General features: G+C 27.5%; 18 protein-coding genes, 1 tRNA gene and 1 pseudogene. 13 read left to right on the top strand and 7 right to left on the bottom strand.

The window, feature by feature from the left end; genetic code table 11:
* Positions 1 to 98 precede the first annotated feature (98 nt).
* Complete coding sequence (locus H0H40_RS01565) at positions 99 to 1,310, top strand: porin (protein WP_185868786.1); 1,212 nt, start codon at positions 99 to 101, stop codon at positions 1,308 to 1,310.
* 86 nt (positions 1,311 to 1,396) lie between these two features.
* A pseudogene (nadD, locus tag H0H40_RS01560) lies at positions 1,397 to 1,968 on the top strand (nicotinate (nicotinamide) nucleotide adenylyltransferase).
* 9 nt (positions 1,969 to 1,977) lie between these two features.
* Here nadD and H0H40_RS01555 read toward each other — a convergent pair.
* Positions 1,978 to 2,877 carry a 5'-3' exonuclease gene (locus tag H0H40_RS01555; RefSeq protein ID WP_185868785.1) on the bottom strand — a complete coding sequence of 300 codons (900 nt, stop codon included), beginning with the start codon at positions 2,875 to 2,877 and terminating at the stop codon, positions 1,978 to 1,980.
* Between the two features lie 18 nt (positions 2,878 to 2,895).
* Between H0H40_RS01555 and metG the strand changes: the two genes are divergently transcribed.
* Complete coding sequence (metG, locus tag H0H40_RS01550) at positions 2,896 to 4,578, top strand: methionine--tRNA ligase (protein WP_185868784.1); 1,683 nt, start codon at positions 2,896 to 2,898, stop codon at positions 4,576 to 4,578.
* 29 nt (positions 4,579 to 4,607) lie between these two features.
* Here metG and H0H40_RS01545 read toward each other — a convergent pair.
* The 5 genes from H0H40_RS01545 to H0H40_RS01525 all read right to left on the bottom strand — a co-directional run bounded on the left by H0H40_RS01545 (position 4,608) and on the right by H0H40_RS01525 (position 11,472).
* A tRNA-Ser gene (locus H0H40_RS01545) sits at positions 4,608 to 4,692 on the bottom strand.
* A gap of 30 nt (positions 4,693 to 4,722) precedes the next feature.
* Positions 4,723 to 5,967 carry a diaminopimelate decarboxylase gene (lysA, locus tag H0H40_RS01540; RefSeq protein ID WP_185868783.1) on the bottom strand — a complete coding sequence of 415 codons (1,245 nt, stop codon included), beginning with the start codon at positions 5,965 to 5,967 and terminating at the stop codon, positions 4,723 to 4,725.
* Between the two features lie 34 nt (positions 5,968 to 6,001).
* On the bottom strand, positions 6,002 to 8,404 hold the full coding sequence (gene lon, locus H0H40_RS01535) for an endopeptidase La (protein ID WP_185868782.1): 2,403 nt from the start codon (positions 8,402 to 8,404) through the stop codon (positions 6,002 to 6,004).
* 147 nt (positions 8,405 to 8,551) lie between these two features.
* A complete protein-coding gene (gene ligA / locus H0H40_RS01530) occupies positions 8,552 to 10,567 on the bottom strand; it encodes an NAD-dependent DNA ligase LigA (RefSeq protein WP_185868781.1) in 2,016 nt (671 codons plus the stop codon).
* 23 nt (positions 10,568 to 10,590) lie between these two features.
* Entirely contained in the window at positions 10,591 to 11,472 is an 882-nt protein-coding gene (locus H0H40_RS01525; protein ID WP_185868780.1) for a N5-glutamine methyltransferase family protein, read from the bottom strand.
* A gap of 59 nt (positions 11,473 to 11,531) precedes the next feature.
* Between H0H40_RS01525 and mnmE the strand changes: the two genes are divergently transcribed.
* The 5 genes from mnmE (at position 11,532) to rplI (ending at position 15,641) form a co-directional block, all read left to right on the top strand.
* Positions 11,532 to 12,920, top strand: a complete 1,389-nt coding sequence (mnmE, locus tag H0H40_RS01520; RefSeq protein WP_185868779.1) for a tRNA uridine-5-carboxymethylaminomethyl(34) synthesis GTPase MnmE — start codon at positions 11,532 to 11,534, stop codon at positions 12,918 to 12,920.
* A 15-nt stretch (positions 12,921 to 12,935) separates the two neighbouring features.
* A complete protein-coding gene (gene gltX / locus H0H40_RS01515) occupies positions 12,936 to 14,456 on the top strand; it encodes a glutamate--tRNA ligase (protein ID WP_185869306.1) in 1,521 nt (506 codons plus the stop codon).
* A 63-nt stretch (positions 14,457 to 14,519) separates the two neighbouring features.
* Positions 14,520 to 14,864 (top strand): 30S ribosomal protein S6, encoded by a 345-nt coding sequence (gene rpsF / locus H0H40_RS01510; RefSeq protein ID WP_185869327.1) that lies wholly within the window; start codon positions 14,520 to 14,522, stop codon positions 14,862 to 14,864.
* 2 nt (positions 14,865 to 14,866) lie between these two features.
* A complete protein-coding gene (gene rpsR, locus H0H40_RS01505; RefSeq protein WP_185869305.1) occupies positions 14,867 to 15,175 on the top strand; it encodes a 30S ribosomal protein S18 in 309 nt (102 codons plus the stop codon).
* A gap of 13 nt (positions 15,176 to 15,188) precedes the next feature.
* Positions 15,189 to 15,641 carry a 50S ribosomal protein L9 gene (rplI, locus tag H0H40_RS01500; RefSeq protein ID WP_185869304.1) on the top strand — a complete coding sequence of 151 codons (453 nt, stop codon included), beginning with the start codon at positions 15,189 to 15,191 and terminating at the stop codon, positions 15,639 to 15,641.
* A gap of 2 nt (positions 15,642 to 15,643) precedes the next feature.
* Here rplI and H0H40_RS01495 read toward each other — a convergent pair whose 3' ends face one another.
* Complete coding sequence (locus H0H40_RS01495; RefSeq protein ID WP_185869303.1) at positions 15,644 to 16,990, bottom strand: Nramp family divalent metal transporter; 1,347 nt, start codon at positions 16,988 to 16,990, stop codon at positions 15,644 to 15,646.
* Between the two features lie 214 nt (positions 16,991 to 17,204).
* On the opposite strand from H0H40_RS01495, the gene H0H40_RS01490 reads away from it, so the two are divergent.
* From H0H40_RS01490 to metK, 5 genes are read left to right on the top strand one after another with little or no spacing between them, the layout of a single operon-like run.
* Positions 17,205 to 18,041, top strand: a complete 837-nt coding sequence (locus H0H40_RS01490; protein WP_185869302.1) for a prephenate dehydratase — start codon at positions 17,205 to 17,207, stop codon at positions 18,039 to 18,041.
* Positions 18,042 to 18,047: 6 nt separating this feature from the next.
* Positions 18,048 to 19,205, top strand: a complete 1,158-nt coding sequence (locus H0H40_RS01485; RefSeq protein ID WP_185869301.1) for a pyridoxal phosphate-dependent aminotransferase — start codon at positions 18,048 to 18,050, stop codon at positions 19,203 to 19,205.
* Positions 19,202 to 20,050 carry a prephenate dehydrogenase gene (locus tag H0H40_RS01480; protein WP_185869300.1) on the top strand — a complete coding sequence of 283 codons (849 nt, stop codon included), beginning with the start codon at positions 19,202 to 19,204 and terminating at the stop codon, positions 20,048 to 20,050. The genes H0H40_RS01485 and H0H40_RS01480 overlap by 4 nt, the downstream gene beginning before the upstream one ends.
* 15 nt (positions 20,051 to 20,065) lie before the next feature.
* On the top strand, positions 20,066 to 21,139 hold the full coding sequence (locus H0H40_RS01475; RefSeq protein ID WP_185869299.1) for a bifunctional 3-deoxy-7-phosphoheptulonate synthase/chorismate mutase type II: 1,074 nt from the start codon (positions 20,066 to 20,068) through the stop codon (positions 21,137 to 21,139).
* A 39-nt stretch (positions 21,140 to 21,178) separates the two neighbouring features.
* Positions 21,179 to 22,438, top strand: coding sequence for a methionine adenosyltransferase (gene metK / locus H0H40_RS01470; RefSeq protein WP_185869298.1), 1,260 nt, complete (start codon positions 21,179 to 21,181; stop codon positions 22,436 to 22,438).
* Positions 22,439 to 22,445: the final 7 nt, after the last annotated feature.

Raw genomic sequence — 22,445 nt, 5'->3', positions numbered from 1 at the left:
TTGAAAAGTAGTTACTTAAAATAAATTAAATATTTTTTCAGTTTTTTATACTGTAAATATTGATTATATTATATATATTTTTCAAAAATTATTAAAAAATGAAAAAAACAAAAATGATTTCTTTCATTCTTTTTTTAGGTTTTTTTTACCCTTTTCATAGCATCTATAGCTACGAGGATGAAGGAATATTGCATCAAAAAGATGAAGAAATATCGCATCAAAAAGATGAAGAAATATCACATCAAAAAGATGAAGAAATATCACATCAAAAAGATGAGAATTCTCGTTTTAACATGTTTGTAGATTTTGTAAGTACTATTAATTCTACAGTCAAGAAAGAATCGCCTGAAAGAGCTCTTTTTTCTGAAGACCATTTAACATTAGAAATGATAGGAAAGATAAACGACAAAATCAGTTATCGTTTTGTAAAAAAATTAAATGATATAGAAAATTACAAAACAATTGATTTAGCTTATTTGAAATATAAGTGGAATGATAAACTCCACTTTTTGATCGGAAAACAACCATATTCTTTTGGAAGCATAGAGTATTCCAATGGTTTGCATGAATCTCCATATCAGTATGCAAATGTATATAAAAGTAGTGATAATCCTATTGGATTCAACTTTATTTATATTCCGATAAAAAATCATGAATTACAATTACAAGTTGTAAATAGCATAAAAAATCCAATGGGTAATACATATAATAGGGATGGAGATGAAGTTAAAAAAGTGAATAATCCTATTGGTTATTCCGTGAGTTGGAATTGGAATTTGAATAAAATTATACAAAACAGATGGTCATATTCCATTTTTCAAGAAAATGAAGATCAAAAATTTTGGAAATTTCTTGCTTTAGGGAGTAAAGTAGATTTAAAACCTTTTTTTCTAGAAGCAGATTATATATTAAGTGATGAAGATATAGAAAAAAATGGAAGTATAACAGAAGTTTTACGTTCACTAAATTCTTATTATCGTAATGTAGCATCTGTAAAATATGGAACTTGTTTATTTAAATTAAAATACAACTTTATTCCAAAATGGAATTTGATTGTAAAAGGCGTATATGAAATTGGAACATCTAAAAGAGGAGTAAATGATATTTTGGAGGAAAAAAAATTATTCAAAAAAGAATATACTTATTATGGAGGTATAGAATTTGTTCCTTCTATAAATAATGATGATCTGAATTTTCATCTTTTATATCAAAATCAAAGAATCAATTACATTGTAGATCCAATTCAAAAAGAAAATAAGAATAATCATTTTATTATTTTAGGATTGAGTTATCGCATTAATATGCTTTAAAAAATCAAAATAAAGAAAAGAATTGAGTGTAAAAATATCGAGCCTATATCTCGATATTTTTATTTAATTGATATTTGATATTAAATATGAAAATAGGACTTTATTTCGGATCATTTAATCCTATCCATTTAGGACATACAATTATTATTAATCATATAACAGAGTTTCTAGATATAGATCATGTTTGGTTCATAGTTTCTCCACAAAATCCATTAAAAAAAAAAATCTTTTAGATTATGAACACCGTATTAAAATGGTTCAAATAGCTATTTATGATTATGAAAAAATGAGCGTATTGGATATAGAAAACGGACATCTTCCTTCTTATACAATTCATACTTTATATGATATAGAGAGAAAATATCCTCAATATAAATTTTTTCTTATCTTGGGACAAGATACTTTTTCTTCTTTCAAAAAATGGAAAGATTATAAAGTGATATTGAATAAATATGATATTTTAGTTTATCCTAGACTTGGTCATTTTTCCAATCCTTTTTTTAAACGGAAAAATATAATTTTTTTAAAAGCTCCAATTATTGAAATATCTTCTTCTTTTATTCGAAATTCTATTAAAAAAGGAAAAAATATGAAAACGATGCTTCATGCAGATGTTTGGAATTATATGATAAAATATAAATTTTATAGAAAAAAATAATTATACGTTTTATATTGATTTATAATATTGATGAGCTATTTTTAATAATTTTATGAATTCAAGTTCTCCGAATATTTTCTTAATGGAATTCCAATTTGGTTTTTGAACATAAAATTTTTCTTCATGAAAAGAAAAAAAGGAAATATTGGTTACAATAGTAATTAATTTTTTGGACAAAAGACCTAAATTTTTGTTTTTTTCAATATTTATTTGAATCTTTCCATTAAGATCATGAGTTGAATTCAATAATTTTTCAATGCTTCCATATTTTTGAATAAACTTTTTGGCGTTTTTTTCTCCTATTCCTGGTAATCCTGGTATATTATCGGAAGAATCTCCCATCATACTCCATAAGTCTATAACTTGTTTTGGGTTATTAACTCCATATATTTTTCGTATTTCTTCTATTCCGAATATTTTTTTTGGATTTCCTTTAAAAGGTGGCATATAAACTTTAATGTTTTCTGTCACCAATTGAAAAAAATCTTTGTCTAAGGTAATTATATAAATTATATATCCTTTATTTTCTGCTTTTTTAGCTATTGTTCCGATAAGATCATCAGCTTCATATCCGTTTTGTGCATGAAAAAAAGGGATTTGAAAGGTTTTTAAAATCTTTTTAATATAAGGAATTGCTATGTTAATGGCTTCCGGTGTTTTTTTCCTATGTGCCTTATATTTATAATATTCTTTTTTTCGAAAAGAAATTTTTTGATTGTCATCAAAAATCGTAGCCATATAAGATGGTTTCTCATTATTTAATGTCTTTATTAAGAGTTTTGTAAAATTTATGATAGGAGAAGTGTTTAGTCCTTTGGAAGTTAACAGTGGATTATTTATATAAGCATAATAACTTTGATAAATGAGTGGAAATGCATCTATTAAAAATAATTTTTTATTATTATTCATATTTTATTAAAAATTGTTATGAAAAAATCAAATAAATATACAGTTACTGCAGCTTTACCTTATGCAAATGGACCAATTCACATAGGTCATTTAGCAGGAGTTTATTTCCCTGCAGACGTTTTTGTACGTTATATGAGACGAAAAAACAGAGATGTTATTTTTATATGTGGATCGGATGAGCATGGAGTTCCTATTGCTATGCAAGCTAAAAAAGAAAAAAAAACTCCTCAAGAAATAGTAAATAAGTATCATCGTATGATTAAAGATTGTTTTACTAATTTTGGTATACAATTTGATAATTATTCTAGAACTTCTAAAGAACTTCATTACGAAGTCTCTACTTCTTTTTTCAAAAAACTTCATGAAAAAGAAAAAATTTTTGAAAAAGTATCTGAACAATATTATGATGAAGAAGCTCAACAATTTTTAGCGGATAGGTATATATCCGGTATATGTCCCTATTGTAAAAATGATGAAGCTTATGGAGATCAATGCGAAAATTGTGGATGTTCGTTAATTCCTGAAGATTTAATACATCCAAAATCGACCATAAGTGGTAGTTTTCCAGTTTTAAAAAAAACCAAACATTGGTATTTTCCTTTGAATAGATATCAAAAATTTTTGGAAAAATGGATTTTAATTAGTCATAAAAAAGATTGGAAGGTAAATGTTTATGGACAAGCCAAATCTTGGTTAAATCAAGGATTAAAACCTCGCGCTATAACTAGAGATTTAAATTGGGGAGTTCCTGTCCCTATTTCGGAAAAGAAGGAAAAAGTACTTTATGTATGGTTCGAAGCTCCTATAGGATATATTTCATCTACTATAGAATGGGCTCAAAAAAAAAAGATAGATTGGAAACCTTATTGGAAAGATAAAAAAACCAAATTAATTCAGTTTATAGGAAAAGACAATATTGTTTTTCATTGCATCATTTTTCCAGTTATACTTAAAGCATATGATAGTGGATATATCCTTCCTGATCAAATATTAGCTAATGAATTTCTTCATTTAGAAAATAAAAAAATATCTACTTCTAAAAATTGGGCAGTATGGGGTCATGAATATTTAGAAGATTTTCCAAATCAACAGGATACACTTCGTTATATTCTTATTGCTAATATGCCAGAAAAAAAAGATAATAATTTTAATTGGAAAGATTTCCAAAAAAAAAATAATACAGAATTGGTTGCTGTATTAGGAAATTTCGTAAATAGAAGTCTAACTTTAGTTAAGAAATACAATAATGGTATTGTCCCTAATCCAGGAGTTTTTTCTACAAAAGAGAAAAATATTTTAACGAAAATAAAAAATCATCCAGAATATATAGGTAATTTGATTGAATCTTATAAATTTAAAGAATCCTTGGCATGTTTTATGAATTTAGCTAAAATTGGAAACAAATATCTAACAGAAGAAGAGCCTTGGAAAAAAAAGGACAAAAAACGTGTAGAAACTATTCTTTATGTTTCTTTGCAAATTGTTGGAATGTTAGCTCAATTATCAGAACCTTTTCTTCCACATATCGCAAAAAAATTTTTAAATATGCTTCGTTTAAAACCTTTTTTATGGAATAAAATAAAAGAAGAAATTTTATATCCAGGACATTTATTGGGGGATCCCACATTTTTATTTGAAAAAGTCACTAATAAAAGTATTGAAAAGCAACTAAAAAAATTAGAAAAAAAAAGTTGTAAATAAAATTACATTGTTTGAAAACTGGAATATTGCGGAGAGAGAGGGATTCGAACCCCCGGAGGCATAACCCTCAACGGTTTTCAAGACCGCCGCAATTAACCACTCTGCCATCTCTCCTATCCTTCCCCTATCCCCCTTTTTTTTTATTTACATGTGTATTTCTACTATGTTTTTCATAAGATCTTGCATTGTTTCTCTTTTTCTTATAAGAAAATCTTTTCCATGAAAAATTAGAACTTCAGCGGGTCTATAACGAGAATTATAATTCGAAGACATAGAAAAACAGTATGCTCCCGCGTTTTTTATGCACAAAATATCACCTTCTCGTATTTCTTGAATTTTTCTATTAAAACCAAAAGTATCCGATTCGCAAATATATCCTACTACCGTATAATATCGAAGACGACCTTTTGGATTAGAAATATTTTCAATACAGTGATAAGAATTATAAAACATAGGACGAATAAAATGATTAAATCCGGAGTCTACTCCAGCAAAAACAGTAGAAGTAGTATGTTTTATTACATTGACATGAACTAAAAAATATCCACATTCACTAACCAAAAATTTTCCTGGTTCAAAAATCAAAGAAATTTGATTTCCGTAATTTTTACAAAAATCTTTAAATTTTTCCGTGATAGAATGACTTAATCCAATAAGATCCGTTCTTATATCATTTTTTTTATATGGAACCTTAAACCCACTTCCAAAATCAATATAATCGATATTTGGAAAATCTATAGCTGTTTGAAATAATATTTTTGCTCCCTCTAAAAAATATTTGATATCTGATATATCAGATCCTGTATGCATATGAAATCCTTCTATTTTAAGACCTGTATTTCTTAATATTCTTTTCATATGAGGAATTTGATAATAAGAAATTCCAAATTTAGAATCAATATGTCCTACTGAAATTTTTGAATTTCCTCCTGCCATAATATGCGGATTGATTCTTATCCCTACAGAATAATTTGGATACAATTCCCCGAATTGTTCTAAAATAGATAAATTATCTAGGTTAATTCTTACTCCGAAATCAACGGATTTTTTAACTTCTTGAATAGAAACACAGTTAGGTGTGAATATAATTTTTTTTGGATGAAACCCAGCTTTTAATCCTAATTCCACTTCTTGTATAGATACAGTATCTAATCCACTTCCTAAGTTTTGAAAAAATTTTAATATGTTCAAATTAGTATTAGCTTTGCAAGCATAATTAATTATTAATTTTTGAACTCCACTGAAAGCATTTTTCATCTTTATATATTGTTTTCTTATTTTGCAAGAATCGTATATATAAAGTGGAGTTCCGTATTTTTTCGCTAGTTGAATTAAGTGTTCTCTATGAACTGTAATAACTGTAGAACTCATATATTTTAATTCATTCATTTTTAAAATCAAAAAGAACATGTTAAAAATTTTCTTATAATAAAGATAAATGAATTACATCATTCATATTTCTAACATAATCAAAAGTTAATCCTTTTAATTGTTCTGATTTAATTTCTTCTACATCTTTTTTATTCTCCTTCGATAGAATAATTTCTTTAATATTAGCACGTTTAGCCGCTAGAATTTTTTCTTTAATTCCACCTACAGGAAGAACTTTTCCTCTTAGGGTTATTTCTCCTGTCATAGCTAAATTAGGTTTCAATTTTCTTTTTGTAAAACTTGATACTAAAGAAGTTAACATTGTAATTCCTGCAGATGGACCATCTTTAGGAACTGCTCCTTCAGGAACATGAACATGTACATTTTGTTCTTCAAACATTATAGGATCTATATTAAACTCTTTGTAGTTAGCTTTAATATACTGCAAAGCAATAGTAGCAGATTCTTTCATGATTTCTCCTAAATTTCCGGTAATACTTAAATTACCTTTTCCTTTAGATAAACTGGATTCAATATATAAAATATCGCCTCCAAAATTAGTCCAAGCTAAACCTGTAACTACACCTGGAACATTATTTTCTTCATAACGATCTGGATCATTTGGGATTCCAAGAATATTTTCTATTTTTTCAATACTTAAATGTTTTACATATTTTTTATTCATAGCAATATGCTTAGCTACATAACGTGCTAATTTAGCAATATGCTTTTCCAGAGTTCTTAACCCAGATTCTCTTGTATAACTTTCAATAATTTTTTCTATTTGTTTTGTTCTAAGTATTAGATCTGATTTTTTTAATCCATTTTCTTTTAGTTGCTTAGTAAGTATATGTTTTTTTACAATTTGTGTTTTTTCTTCTACTGTGTATCCATTCATCTCTATCACCTCCATTCTATCTATCAGAGCAGGTTGTATATTGGAAAGTGAATTTGCTGTAGCAATGAATAATACTTTTGATAAATCATAACCCATTTCTAAAAAGTTATCGTAAAAAGAAGTATTTTGCTCAGGATCTAAAACTTCTAACATAGCTGAAGAAGGATCTCCATTTGTTCCTAATCCCATTTTATCTATCTCGTCTATAACGAAAACTGGATTAGAAGTTCCTACTTTTCGTATAGATTGCAAAAGACGACCAGGCATAGCTCCTATATATGTTCTTCTGTGTCCACGTATTTCAGATTCATCATGTAATCCTCCTAAAGAAATACGTACATATTTTCTTTTCAGTGCAGTAGCTATAGATCTTCCTAAGGAAGTTTTTCCTACTCCAGGAGGACCGTAAAAACATAGAATAGGAGAACGCATGTCACCTCTTAATTTTAAGACTGCTAAATATTCTATAATACGTTCTTTTACTTTTTCTAGACCATAGTGATCTCTATCCAATATTTTTTGTGCATATTCTAAATCAAAACTATCTTTTGAATATCTACCCCAAGGTAGGTCAATCATCAATTCTAGATAATTTCTCTGGACTGTATATTCAGGCATTTGAGGATTAATTCTTTGCATTTTTATTAGTTCTCTTTCAAACTGTTTTTTTGCTTCTTTTGGCCATTTTTTTCTAGATGCTTTAGAACGCATTTCATCAATTTCTTTTTCATATGAAATATCTCCTAATTCTTCTTGTATAGCTTTAATTTGCTGATGCAAAAAATATTCTCTCTGTTGCTGATCCATATCACTACGAACACGAGATTGAATATCATTTTTTAATTTAATTTGTTGATGTTCCACATTGAGAAAACGCAATGTTTCCATTGCTCTTTTTTTTAAATCATCATATTCCAACAATTTTTGTTTATCTCTAGTAGCTAAGTTCATATTAGCTGCTACGAAGTTTATTAAAAAAGAAGGACTTTCTATATTCCTAATAGCAATACTTGCTTCTGATGGAATATTGGGATTATCTTGAATTATTTTTATAGCGATTTCCTTTATAGATTCAACTAAAGCAAGGTATTCTTTATCCTTGCAGGAAGGTTTGTTTTCTTCTAATGCGATAATTTCTGCTTTAAAATAGGGATCATTTTGAATAAAACGATTAACTTTAAATCTTCTTTTCCCCTGTAAAATAACAGTTGTATTTCCATCAGGCATTTTTAATAATTTCAAGATTTTAGCAACCGTTCCAATAGAATACAAATCTTTTTCACTGAGATTTTCTATTCCAGAATTTTTTTGTGTTAATACTCCAACTGTTTTATCAAATCCATAAGCATCTTGTAACAATTGAATGGATCCACTTTTCCCTGCTATGATTGGAAAAACAATTCCTGAATACAAAACCATATTTCTGACTGTTAATATACATAATTGTTCAGGAATATCGTCTTTCAGTAACTGATCCTCTTCATCTTGACTCATTAAGGGTATAAACTCAGCTTCAGACTCGAATCCAGATTCTGTAAATATATTTTTTAGTAACATAAAAAAATAGATTTCTTACTTAAATGATGTATTAATTCTGTGATGCATGAATTCATAATAAGAATCATCATCACTTAAGAAGTTAAGAATTAAATATACTGTTTTATATATGAAAAAAAAAACCAGTCTTCACTCACCATTTTTCTTTTATAGAATTTGATTCTTTTCTCTTTTTTTTGCTTCTTTCAGCATATCTAGAAAAAGATTTTCTGTTAAAATTTGTACATGATTTTTACTAATACTTTTTTTGAGTTTGGAACCAAAATTCTTTCCAACTACTATAAAATTCATTTTATTATTGACAGTATTATAGACTTTTCCTCCTAAATCTTCTATTATATTTTTTGCGTCATGACGAGTCATGCAAGATAGTTTTCCTGTAAAGACAAAAGATTTTCCTTTCAAAAAAGAAAATTTTTTACTTATAGAATGTTTGGAAAAATTTAATCCATATTTAATCATCATTTTAATTGCATGTTTATTTTCATTAATTGAAAAATAATTAATTACACTTTCCGTAATTTTTTTTCCTATACCTGAAATAGAAATTAAATGATCATAATTAGCATTCATTAAAGAATTTATATCCCAAAAGTATTCTGTTAATTTTTTGGAAACATATTCTCCTACATGAGGAATTCCTAAGGCATATAACACCCTGTAAAAGGAATTTTCTTTAGATTTTTTGATGTTTTTTATAATGCTATAGGCCAATTTTTCTTTTACTCCATCTATTTGAACAAGATCTTCTCTTTTCAATTCATATAAATTAAAAAAACTATACAAAAAACCTTTTTTGTATAGTTTTTTTATCATTTCTATTCCAATTTTTTTAATATTCATAGCTTTTTTGCTCACAAAATGTCTTATTCTTTCTATTCTTTGAGAAGAACAATTTTTATTTGTACAGTACAATAATTCTTTTTTTTTCGTTAAAGTTTGATTACATGATGGGCATTTTTTCAAAAAAAATACAGGTAACGCTTTATTCGATCTTTCTTGTATATTGATTTCTGTTACTTTTGGAATAATATTACCACCTTTTTCTAACAAAAGGGAATCTCCATGATGAATTCCCATTTTTTGTATGAAACTTTTATTGTAAAGAACTACTCTTTTAACAGTTGTTCCAGATATATAGATAGGAACTACATTAGCTACAGGAGTAATGACTCCAGTTCGTCCTACTTGAAATGTAATACTTAATAATTTTGTTTCAGATAATGTTTGTCTAAATTTATAAGCTATGGCCCATCTGGGATATTTATTAGTGTATCCTAAAAGTGATTGTTTTTCATGTTCATTTACTTTAATAACTATACCATCTGTTTGGTAGGGAAGTCTATTTTTACAAAGACTAAAAATATCTATGACATGAAGTACATCTTCTATGTTTTTACAAAAGTGTGCTGTTTCTGGAACTTGAAACCCCCAATTTTTTATGTATTTAAGAGATTCATATTGTGTCTCAAAAGGCAAATTTTTTCCTATAACATGAAACGCAATACAAAACAAATTCCTTTTACTTACTTTTTTATGATCATGAATTTTTAGTGTTCCACTAGCCGTATTTCTTGGATTTGCATAAGGTTGTTGTCCATTTTTTATACGTTTTTTATTTATTTCTATAAAATTTTTTTTAGAAATAAAAACTTCTCCACGTATTTCAAGATATGATGGATAATTATTACCTTTTAATTTTAAAGGAACGTATTTTATAGTTTTTATATTTTCTGTAACATTTTCTCCTTTTTCTCCATCACCACGAGTTGCTGCATTTGTTAAATAACCGTTTTGGTAAATTAAATTAATAGAGACTCCATCATATTTTGGCTCACACACAAAGGACAAAGAACGAATTGATTTATTTATTTTTTTCCCCCAAATTATTAATTCTTTTTGAGAATAAGTATTTTGAAGAGAGTACATTTTGTATTTATGATAAAAAGAAGAGTGTTCCTGAATTTTTTCTCCAATTTTCATTGTTGGCGAAGCTGGATCATAGAATTCAGGATGTTTTTTCTCTAAAAGAGATAATTTTTCTAATTTTTTGTCAAAATGAAAATCGGATACATCTGAAGTATCAAAATTGTAATATTTACAGTTATAGTCTGATAACTCTTTTCGTAGTCTGTATATTTCTTTTTCTATTTTTTTATCCATGGTTATAGTTTATTTATTTTACTTTATCCGTAATATACGGCACGAATCATCCTGAAAAAACCTTGAAAATCTTTTCTTATTTCTATATTTAAAAATCCGATCTTTTTCATAAAATCCATAATATCTAAATAAATAAATTGGTTTATTTCAAAATAAACATAAACAACTCCAGTAAATTTTTTTTTGATCCAAAAAGAAATTTTTTTATAAAAAATCAAAGGATCTTCGTCAGGAACAAATAAAGCTTGATAAGGTTCGTATTGAACAATATTTGGATGTAATAATTTTTTTTCAGAGAGCCTAACATAAGGAGGATTACTTACAATTATGCTAACAGCAATTTCATTCATTTCTGGTATAAAAATAGAATCTTTCAAAAAATCCACCATTTTAAACGAAATTTTTACATTATGTAATTCTGCGTTTTTATGGGCTATTTCAAGTGCTTTTTGAGAGAAATCTATTGCATAAATGCGTTCAATTTCAGGTTTTTTCTTTTTTAGAGTAATACTAATACATCCACTTCCTGTTCCAATATCAAATATTTGAATGCTCCTCGTATTATTACTATCCTGTAGTATCCAGGATACGAGCTCTTCCGTTTCTGGTCTTGGAATGAAGACTTTTTCATTAACTATGAATTCCATATCCAAAAAATATGTCTTTCCAATTACATATTGGATAGGTCTATTTTTTTTTAATTCCCACAATTTTCTGATTAATTTATCATAAATCAAAAAATGTATTTTTACTTTTCTACTCAATTTTAATAATATAGTTGTTTTATCACATTTAAAAACATGAGTCATAAGTAAAAAAAAGATATTTTCTACTTCTTTGGGGTCTGTATATAAATTTTGAAGAGTTTTTTGAAATAAACGATAAAATTTGTCAAAATATCTCATAACATTGAAATTATAGAAATTAAAAAAAATACTTATTTTTATGTTTTTAGTTATGTATTATGTTAGATGATGATACTATTGTTGCTTTAGCAACTCCCATTGGTTCCAGTGCAATATCTGTTATTCGTCTTTCTGGAAGTAATTCCATTTCCACTGTTGAAAATATTTTTCTTTCTATTAAACCTGGAAAAAAACTTAAAAATCAATCTACACATACTATTCATTTAGGATATCTTATAGAAGAAGATAAGAATTTATTGGATCAAGTATTGATTTCTATTTTTAGATCTCCTTTTTCTTATACAGGAGAAAATATGATAGAGATTTCTTGTCATGGATCTTACTATATTCAACAAAGAATTTTACAATTGTTAATTAGAAAAGGAATACGTTTAGCCAGGCCGGGAGAATTTACATTTCGCGCTTTTTTAAATAAGAAAATGAATTTATCGCAAGCTGAAGCTATATCTGATCTTATTTTATCTGAAAATAAAGCTTATCACGATCTATCTTTACAAGATATAAAAGGAAAATTCTCTAATCTTATTAAGGATTTAAGAAAAAAATTGTTAAATTTTGCATCATTACTAGAACTTGAATTAGATTTTTCGGAAGAAAATGTGATATTTGTTAGTCGATCAGAACTTTTTTTATTTTTACAAAAATTAGAAGAGATATTAAAAGATTTAATTGAATCCTTTTCGTTAGGAAATGCTATCAAAAAAGGAATTGATGTGGTCATTATTGGAGAACCTAATGTTGGAAAATCTACTTTCTTTAATCAAGTAATTCAAGAAGACCGTTCTATTACATCCCATGTGGAAGGAACAACTAGAGATTGTATAGAAGGAGAGATCATTTTAAATGGAATTATTTTTCATTTTTTTGATACAGCAGGAATTAGGAATACTATAGATCCTATAGAGATAATGGGAGTTGAGAAAACAATGAAAAAAATAGAAGAGGCTCAAGTGATATTATATATTTTTGATTCCTCAGAAAGGAGGAAACAGGAAAAAATTATTAGTGAAATTCAAGATATTCAAAAAAAATATCCATTAAAAGATATATTTGCAATAGCAAATAAGTCAGATTTATCTCATTTTTGTGATTTTTATGATATTAGATCAAAATTTTCTTATTTTTTTGAAATTTCTTCAATAAATCGTCAAAAAGTAAAAAAAGTACTAGATTCTTTAAGTCATTTATTTATTGAAAGATTAAAAGAAAGAAAAATAGTTGTTACGCAAAGCAGACACTATGAAGCTTTGAAACTTTCATTAAGAGAGATTTTATTGGCCTATGAAGCTTTAAAAAGAGGATCTTCTGAAGATTTAGTTTCTATTTATATTAAAGAAGCATTACGTTATTTAGGTGAGATAACAGGAGAAGTAACCAGTGAAGATATCTTAAAAAACATTTTCTCTAAATTTTGCATTGGAAAATAACATTCATACATGTTCATGAATTATGATTCACAAAATTTTGTAAGAGTTCGTTTTGCACCTAGTCCTACAGGTCCACTTCATTTAGGTGGACTCAGGACGGCATTGTATAATTACCTTTTTGCTAAAAGATATGGTGGTAAATTTATTCTTAGAATAGAAGATACTGATAAAAAGAGATTTGTCTCTAATTCTGAATCATATATTCTTGAAACATTGAAATGGTGTCATATAGAACCTGATGAAGGAGTAGGATATGGAGGCCCTTATTCCCCTTATTATCAATCCAAAAGAATTAATATTTATCGTTTTTATATAAATCAATTGTTAGAAAAAGGATATGCCTATTATGCTTTCGATACAGATATAGATATTGAGAGAAAGAGAAAGGAATACAACGATTGTGGATTAACTTTTTCTTACAATTCTAAAAATAGAATGTACTTGAACAATTCTTTAACTATGACGAAAGAACAATTAAATAGGCGATTACAATCCTGTTCTTCCTATGTTATTCGGTTTAAAATAAAACCTGGAGAAAAATTTAATATGTATGATATTATACGTGGGAATATCATAGCAAATACAGATCACTTAGATGATAAGATTTTGTTAAAATCAGATGGAGGAGCTACTTACCATTTAGCTAATACTATAGACGATCATATAATGAAAATAACCCATGTTTTAAGAGGAGAAGAATGGCTTCCATCTATGTCTTTTCATATGTTATTATATAGAGCTTTTGGTTGGATCCCACCTTATTTTGCACATTTACCTTTAATTCTAAGAAAGGATGGAAAAGGAAAAATAAGCAAAAGAAATGCAGACAGATCAGATTATCCTATATTTCCTATTCAATGGAAGGCTCCAGATACTCAAATTGTCATTCCAGGATATAGAGAATTAGGTTATTTTCCAGAGGCATTTGTTAATATGTTGGCTTTATTAGGATGGAATCCTGGAATAAAAAGGGAAATTTTTTCTTTGCGAGAATTAGAAAATTTTTTTTCTTTGGAAAAAATAAGTAAGTCAGGTGTTTTTTTTGATATAAAAAAAGTTAATTGGTTTAATAAAAAATATTTGAATAAAAAAAAAGAAGAAATACTTTTCTTCCTTTGCAAAGAACTTAAAAAACGTTCCATTCAATATAAAAAAGATTTTTTATGGAAAATTATTTATCAAACCATTGATAGGATACATTTTATTCATGAAATATGGGAACATTCTTTTTATTTTTTTATTTCACCCAGTTCTTATGAATCTAGTTTTTTCAATAAAATATGTCATAAAAAATCTATCTCTCATTTAGAGAATGAAAAAATATTGTTATCTAATACAAGTCAATTTACGTATGAAAATTTAAAATCCTTATTTAAGAATAATCAGAATAAACGTGAAATTATGCAATTATTACGTTTATCTTTAGTTGGATTTTTAAAAGGAATTGATCTTTTCATGATTTTTGAAATATTAGGAAAAGAAGAAAGTATAAGACGAATAGAGAAACTAATAAACAAAATTAAAGAAAAAATTTAGAATGTTTTTTTGAAAAAAGAACATAAAAATATAGATTTACAATATTTTAGAAATAAAAATTTAATGCTTAAACATTATGAGAATATCATGATAATCACTCCCATATTATCTGATGATAAGGCAAAAGATACTGCAAAAGAATATGAAAATTATCTTATTCAAAAAGAAGGGAAAATTGTTTATCAGGAACATTGGGGATTGAAAAAACTAGCTTATCCTATTCACAAGAAACAAAGTGGTTGTTATCATTTATTGGAATTTTTGTTGAAATCTAATTTAGTATCTGATTTAGAATTGAAATTAAGACAAGATGAACGTATTTTACGTTTTTTAACTGTAAGATTAAACAAATATGGAATAGAGTATGCAGAAATAAGGAGAAAAAAATTTTTAAAAAAAGATGAATAATTATGATATTAGAGGAAGAGCATAAAAATACAAAACAACAAAAAATAGGAGATAGTGATTTAAGATATTTATCTCCTATTAAAATAGAAACAAAAGTAGAAAAAAAATATTGTTTTTTTCAGAAAAGAAATATTAAATACATAGATTATAAAGATCCTACATTTTTAATTAAATTTCTGAATGCACAAGGTAAAATTTTGCCACGTCGTATAACAGGAACTTTGCAAAAAAATCAAAACAAATTAAATTCTGCTATAAAGAGATGTAGGCAAATTGGATTGTTACCTTTTGTTACAGATGATTTGAGATAAGATAAAAATAAAAATGAAAATTCTTTTAAAAAAAGACGTAGAAAACTTAGGGTTTCAATATGATGAATTAGATGTTAAACCTGGTTATGCTAGAAATTATTTAATTCCTAAGGGATATGCTGTTTTAGCGTTACCTGGAATTATAAAAGATACTCGTGAAATTTTGAATCAACGTTCTAAAAAAGAAAATTTTCTAGTTGAAAAGTCAAAAAAAATAGAAGATGAGTTAAGAAAATTAACTATTAAAATACCAGTTAAAGTGGGAAAAGGAGGAAAATTTTTTGGTTCTATTAATAATCAAAAGATTATGAAAATTTTGAAGGATAAAGGAATTCCTATAGATAAAAAATTTATTAGAATTCCCGGGAATAAAGTCATTAAAACAATAGGAAAACATCAAGTAAGTATCCGATTACATCACAAACATGATTTTACGTTAAATTTTGAAGTATTAGCTTCCTCTTAAGTTTAATGTAAAATATCATACAATAAAAATATATTTAATAATATAATTATCATCGTGATTAACCACGATGATAATTTGAGAATGGGACCATTTGCAAATGGTCCCATTTTTTCATAATCTCCTGTAAAATACACTAATGGAATAATAGCAAAACTTAATTGTATTGATAAAATTATTTGACTTATTATTAATAATTCGGCTGTTCCTTTTTCTCCATAAAAAATAGAAACGATCATAGCTGGAACAATAGCTATAAGTCTTGTTATTAATCTTCTTATCCAAGGTTTTAATTGGATATTTAGAAATCCTTCCATAACTATTTGTCCAGCTAAAGTTCCAGTTAATGTGGAATTTTGTCCTGATGCTAGCAAAGCTAATGCAAAAAAAACTCCAGCAAGGCTAGAGCCAAGTATAGGAGTTAAAAGTTTGTGTGCATGCATAATATCTGCTACTTCTGTATATCCAGATCTGTGAAAAGTGGCAGCAGATATGATTAGTATAGCAGCATTAATAAAAAATGCTAAGGATAAAGATAATGTACTATCTATTGTTGCATATTTTATAGCCATTTTTTTACCTATAGTAGTACGTGGATAATCTCTAGTTTGTATAATGCTGGAATGAAGGTAAAGATTGTGAGGCATTACTGTGGCACCTAATATACCAATGGATATATAAAAAGAATGTGAATTTTTAATTATTTCTATATTAGGAATAATGCCTTGTAATATGGGAAATATTTCCGGTTTTGAACTAATAATTTCAAAACTAAAACAAACTAAAATTGTAAATATTAAAGCAGCAACCACACTTTCAATATATCTAAATCCTTTATATTGAAAAAATAAAATAATTAAAACATCAACAACTGTAATTAGAACACCCCATGTAATGGGAATTCCAAAAAGTAGTTTTAAGGCTAATACAGAACCAATAATTTCAGCCAAGTCACAAGCTGCAATAGATATTTCGCACAGAATCCATAATATAAAACTAATAAAGGGTGGATAATGGTCTCTACAAGCTTGTGCTAAATCTCTCTCACAAACAATTCCTAATTTTAAAGCTAAATGTTGTAATATAATAGCGAAAAAATTGGATATAAAAATAACGGATAAAAGCATATAACCAAACTTTGCCCCTCCAGCGATATCTGTAGCCCAATTTCCTGGATCCATATACCCTACAGCAATTAATAATCCTGGACCAGTAAAAGCAAAAAGTTTTTTCCATATTCCTTTTTTTTGAGGAACAGAAACGGAAGAAAAAACTTCCGAAAGGGAAGGGGTTTTGTTCTCTTTTCTCCATCCTCTCCATTCTGGATATGGATATGATTTTTTTTTTTGCATAAGCAGAATAATAGAATAAAAATAGAATAAAAATAGTAGAATATGAAAATATAAAGTTACATGGCAATTCTGATTTAATCAATCTTAAAAAGAAATCAAAATAAAAGAATAAATTGCATTAAATAGAATAATTTTTTATATTTGTGTCAAATTCCGCTTCATTTATAATGAAACTTTTTTGGTCTTCCAAGTGGTTCAATTTTTCTTTAGTTTCATGAAAAAAATAGCTATACAAGGCGTGAAAGGATGTTTTCATCATGCAGCCGTTTCCAGATATTTTGAGGGATGTAATTATAATTTAATGGAGTGTTCTTCTTTCAGGGAACTAGCTGTTTCCGTTGCAAGATCCAATGTAGATATTGGGGTTATGGCTATAGAAAATACCATAGCGGGTACAATATTGACTAATTACAGTCTTTTGTCTAAATATAATTTGAAAATAGTAGGGGAAATTTATATGCCCATACAACATCATCTCATGGCTTATCCAGGACAAAATATAGAAAATATTAAAGAAATTTATTCTCATCCTATGGCTATTTTACAATGTGAATTATTCATAGATGCGCATCCTTATATAAAAATATCCGAATATTCAGATACAGCTGCTGCAGCTAAATATATATCCATATGTAAAAAGGAAGGAATAGCGGCCATAGCATCTGAAAAAGCAGCTAAAGAATATGGATTAGAAATAATATCTAAGAATATACAGACTATTACAAGTAATTTTACTAGATTTTTTATCATTAAAAATTGTTACAAGAAAGAAAATAATTTTTTTAATAAAGCTTCATTAAGATTCAAAATATTTCATACTACTGGAAGTTTATCTCAGATTTTGAGTCTTATATCTAGTCTTGGAATAAATATGACTAAAATACAATCCATCCCTATAATACAAAGACCTTGGGAGTATTCGTTTTATGTAGATATTATATTCAATAATATGAATTCTTATGAAAAAATGAAAAAACGTATTCAAGAAATACCCTGTCTTCATAAATTATCTATTATGGGAGAATATAAAAATGGTATAATTAGATCTTAATGCCTAATGATTGTAGCAGCAAAAAAAATGAATCAAATATCGGAATACTTTTTTTCCGAAAAAATGAAGGAAATTAATGATCTTGAAAAAAAAGGTGCAAAAGTCATTAATTTGGGGATTGGAAATCCAGATTTACTTCCTCCAAAAGGAGTGATAAATGAAATGAAAAAAGCATCAGTTCTTAAAACTGCAAATACTTATCAGAGTTATATTGGAATAGAAGAATTCCGTAATGCTATTTCTAATTGGTATGGAAAGAAATATAAAGTGAATGTAGATCCTAGAAGTGAGATTCTTCCATTAATGGGTTCTAAGGAAGGAATTATGCATATAAGTATGTCTTATTTAGATAAAGGCGACAAGGTATTAGTTCCAAACCCTGGATATCCTACTTATTCTTCTGTATCAAAACTTCTAGAAGCAGAAATTATTTATTATAATCTTTATGAAGATGAAAATTGGTATCCTAATATTCATTTGTTAGAAAAAATGAACGACCTTAAGAAGGTAAAGATTATGTGGGTTAATTACCCTCACATGCCTACGGGTGCAACAATCACTTTGGATAAGTTAGAAGAACTTGTTTTGTTTTCGAAAAAAAATCGTATTTTACTTGTTCACGATAATCCTTATAGTTTCATATTGAATAATGAACCTCCTTTAAGCATTTTTAATGTAAAAGGAGCTAAAAATATAGCTTTAGAATTGAATTCGTTAAGCAAAAGTTACAATATGCCAGGATGGCGTGTTGGAATGATAATAGGAAAAAAAGAATTTATTCGGAATATACTAAAAGTGAAAAGTCAAATGGATTCTGGTATGTACTATCCCTTACAAATTGCTTCTATAGAAGCTATGAATAACGATTTAAAGTGGTTTAATAAACTTAATAGAGAATATCTTCAACGAAGAAAAATCATATGGGAAATATGTGATTATCTAAACTTAAAATATATGAAAAAAAGTTCCGGAATCTTTGTTTGGGCAAGAATAACCGGTTCTGAAAAAAATGATTATATATGGTCGAATGAATTTCTCAAAAACCATCACATATTTATTACACCTGGAAGAGTTTTTGGGAATAATGGAAAAGGATATGTAAGGTTTTCTATGTGTTGTCCGGTAAAAATTTTGGAACAAGCAAAAAATAGAATTTTTTCATGAATATTGGAATTATAGGATTAGGGTTAATTGGCGGATCCATTGGTTTAAGATTGCGAAAATCCAATTTTGGAGACAAATTTATAGGAACAGATTTGAATCAGGAAAATGCTTCATATGCTGTGAAACTTGGAATTATAGACGAAATAATTCCTTTACAGGATCTTATTATGCAATCTTCAGTAATTGTTTTATCTATCCCCGTAGATGGAATAAAAAAAATACTTCCAATTATCCTTAATAGAATACATTCGGATACAGTAATTTTAGATACTGGATCTACTAAATATGATATTTGTAATAGGGTTTCCTCTCATCCAAAAAGAAGTCGTTTTGTAGCTACACATCCTATTGCAGGAGTTGAAAATTCTGGCCCTATTTCCGCCCATTCGGATCTTTTTTATCAAAAAAATTGTATTATATGTGATTATGAGATGAGTGATCCAGAGGCAATTTTTATTGCGAAAAAGATTTATTCGATTATGGAAATGCGAATGATTTATATGAACTCTAAAGTTCATGATTTATATATTGCTTATATATCTCATTTACCTCATGTAGTTTCCTTTTCTTTAGCTAGAACAGTTTTAAAAAAATTTAAAAATGAAGAAAAAATTTTTAATAACATGATGGGAAGTGGATTAGATTCAACTACACGTTTAGCAAAAAGTAATCCTGAAACGTGGTTACCTATTTTTATTTCTAATAGGGATAATATGATTCAAGCTATAAATTTTTATATTGATCATTTAAAAATATTTCGTAATCATTTAATAAATAATGAGTTTAACAAAATAAATCAATATATGAAAAAAGCGAACGATATAAAAGATAAAAAATATGTGTAAATTAAATGTATTGTGATGGAAAAACTGAATAATAGTATAGATAGATCCTGGATTGATGAATTAGATAAACCTTTAATTATATCTGGTCCTTGTAGTGCAGAAAGTGAACAACAAATATTAGAAACAGCAAACAGGTTGAATCCTTCCTATGTTAAAATATTTCGAGCAGGAATATGGAAACCTAGAACAAAACCAAATAATTTTGAAGGGATTGGGAAAAAAGGACTTGAATGGCTTCGTAAGGTTAAAAAAAATATGAATTTTCTGACAGCCACAGAAGTAGCTAATGAAGAGCACGTTAAACTAGCTATTTCTTTTGAAGTAGACGTTCTTTGGATAGGAGCCAGAAGTACAGCTAGTCCTTTCACTATTCAAAAAATAGCGGATGCTTTAGAAGGAGAAAATAATAAAATTATTTTGGTAAAAAACCCAATTCATCCTGATATAGAATTATGGATAGGAGCGTTAGAACGTTTTGTAAATAAAGGTATTAGAAAATTGGGCGTTATCCATCGTGGTTTTTATACCTACAAAAACTCTAAATATCGTAATCAACCTAATTGGAATCTTTTGTTCAATTTTAGGGATATTCTTCCTAGAATACCAATAATATGTGATCCTTCACACATTTGTGGAAATAAAAAGGGAATTTTCGATATAGCAAAAAAAGCATATCATTTTCAATATGAAGGATTAATGATAGAAAGTCATTGTGATCCTGATCATGCTTGGAGTGATTCTAAGCAACAAATCACTCCTGAAAATCTTGTAAAAATGTTAAAAGAATTAACATATGTCAGAAAATGTGATCAAAAAAATCAAAAAGATTTAGACTCTTTTAGAATTATTATTGATGAAATAGATGAAAATATTATCGCGCTTCTAGCAGAAAGAATGAATATTTCAAAAGAATTAGGATCTTGGAAAAAATCTACAGATGTAGCTGTTTTTCAACCAAACAGATGGGAAAATATCATGGAAAAATCTATTGTATTAGGAAAAAGTTTAGGAATTTCTGAGGAATTACTTGAAGGGATTTTTAAACTCTTGCATCAAGAATCTATCAAAATTCAAAATCAAATAAGGTAACTTAAAAAAACTTAAATATATCAGTCACTAATTACTAAAATGGCTTATTTGTTTACCAGCGAATCTGTCTCAGAAGGTCATCCTGATAAAATTTCAGACCAAATATCGGACTCTATATTAGATCACTTTTTAGCGTATGATTCCAATGCAAAGGTAGCTATAGAAACTTTAGTGACCACTGGACAAATCATATTAGCTGGAGAAGTAAATTCTAAAATTTGGGTAAATGTTCAAAAAGTAGCTCGTAATATCCTAAGGAAAATAGGATATACTAAAAATGAATATAGATTTAATGCAGATTCTTGTGGAATTATTTCTGCTATTCAAGAGCAGTCTTCGGATCTATTGGAAGGGATTATTCGATCAAAAAAAGAAGATCAAGGATCTGGAGATCAAGGAATAGTGTTTGGTTATGCTGTGAAAGAAACGGAAAATTATATGCCTCTTACATTAGAGATCTCCCATCATATATTAAAGGAACTATCCTTAATTAGAAGTGAAGGAGAAAAAATGACTTACTTACGTCCAGATGCAAAATCACAAGTTACTTTGGAATATTCGGAAAAAAATGTACCTGTGCATGTTCACGCTATAGTGATTTCCACTCAGCATGATGAATTCGATACAAAAGAAAGAATGCAAAAACGTATCATTTATGATGTAATCAACATACTTATTCCAAGGGTAATAGAAAATATTCCATTAAAAAATGGAAAAAAATTATTTACGGATAGAACAAAATATTACATAAATCCTACAGGAAAGTTTGTTACTGGAGGACCTCATGGTGATACTGGACTAACAGGGAGAAAGATTATAGTAGATACTTATGGTGGAAGAGGATCTCATGGAGGAGGAGCTTTTTCTGGAAAGGATCCATCTAAGATGGACAGGTCTGGAGCCTATGCAGCTAGACATATAGCTAAAAATATTGTTGCTGCAGGAATTTCAGATGAATTACTAATACAAATATCCTATGCAGCAGGAATTTCAAAACCGATTGGTATTTTTGTCAATAACTATGGTAAATCAAAGATCGATAATGAAGAAATTGCTTTGAATATAAATAAAATTTTTGATTTATGTCCTTATGCTATAGAAAAGAGATTGAAATTGCGTAATCCAATATATGAAGAAACATCTGTCTATGGACATATGGGAAAAACTCCAAGCAAAGTGTATAAATATTTTTTGGATATAGAAGGAAATAAAAAAAAACAAGAAGTGGAACTTTTTACATGGGAAAAGTTGGATTATTTGCCTGTCATTAAGGAAATTTTTAATCATTCAAAAAATTAGATATTTT

The sequence above is a fragment of the Blattabacterium cuenoti genome (assembly GCF_014252295.1).
Taxonomy (GTDB): Bacteria; Bacteroidota; Bacteroidia; order Flavobacteriales; family Blattabacteriaceae; genus Blattabacterium; species Blattabacterium cuenoti_V.
The sequence above is the reverse complement of the archived record's forward strand: the minus strand, read 5'-3'. Positions and strand labels throughout refer to the sequence as shown.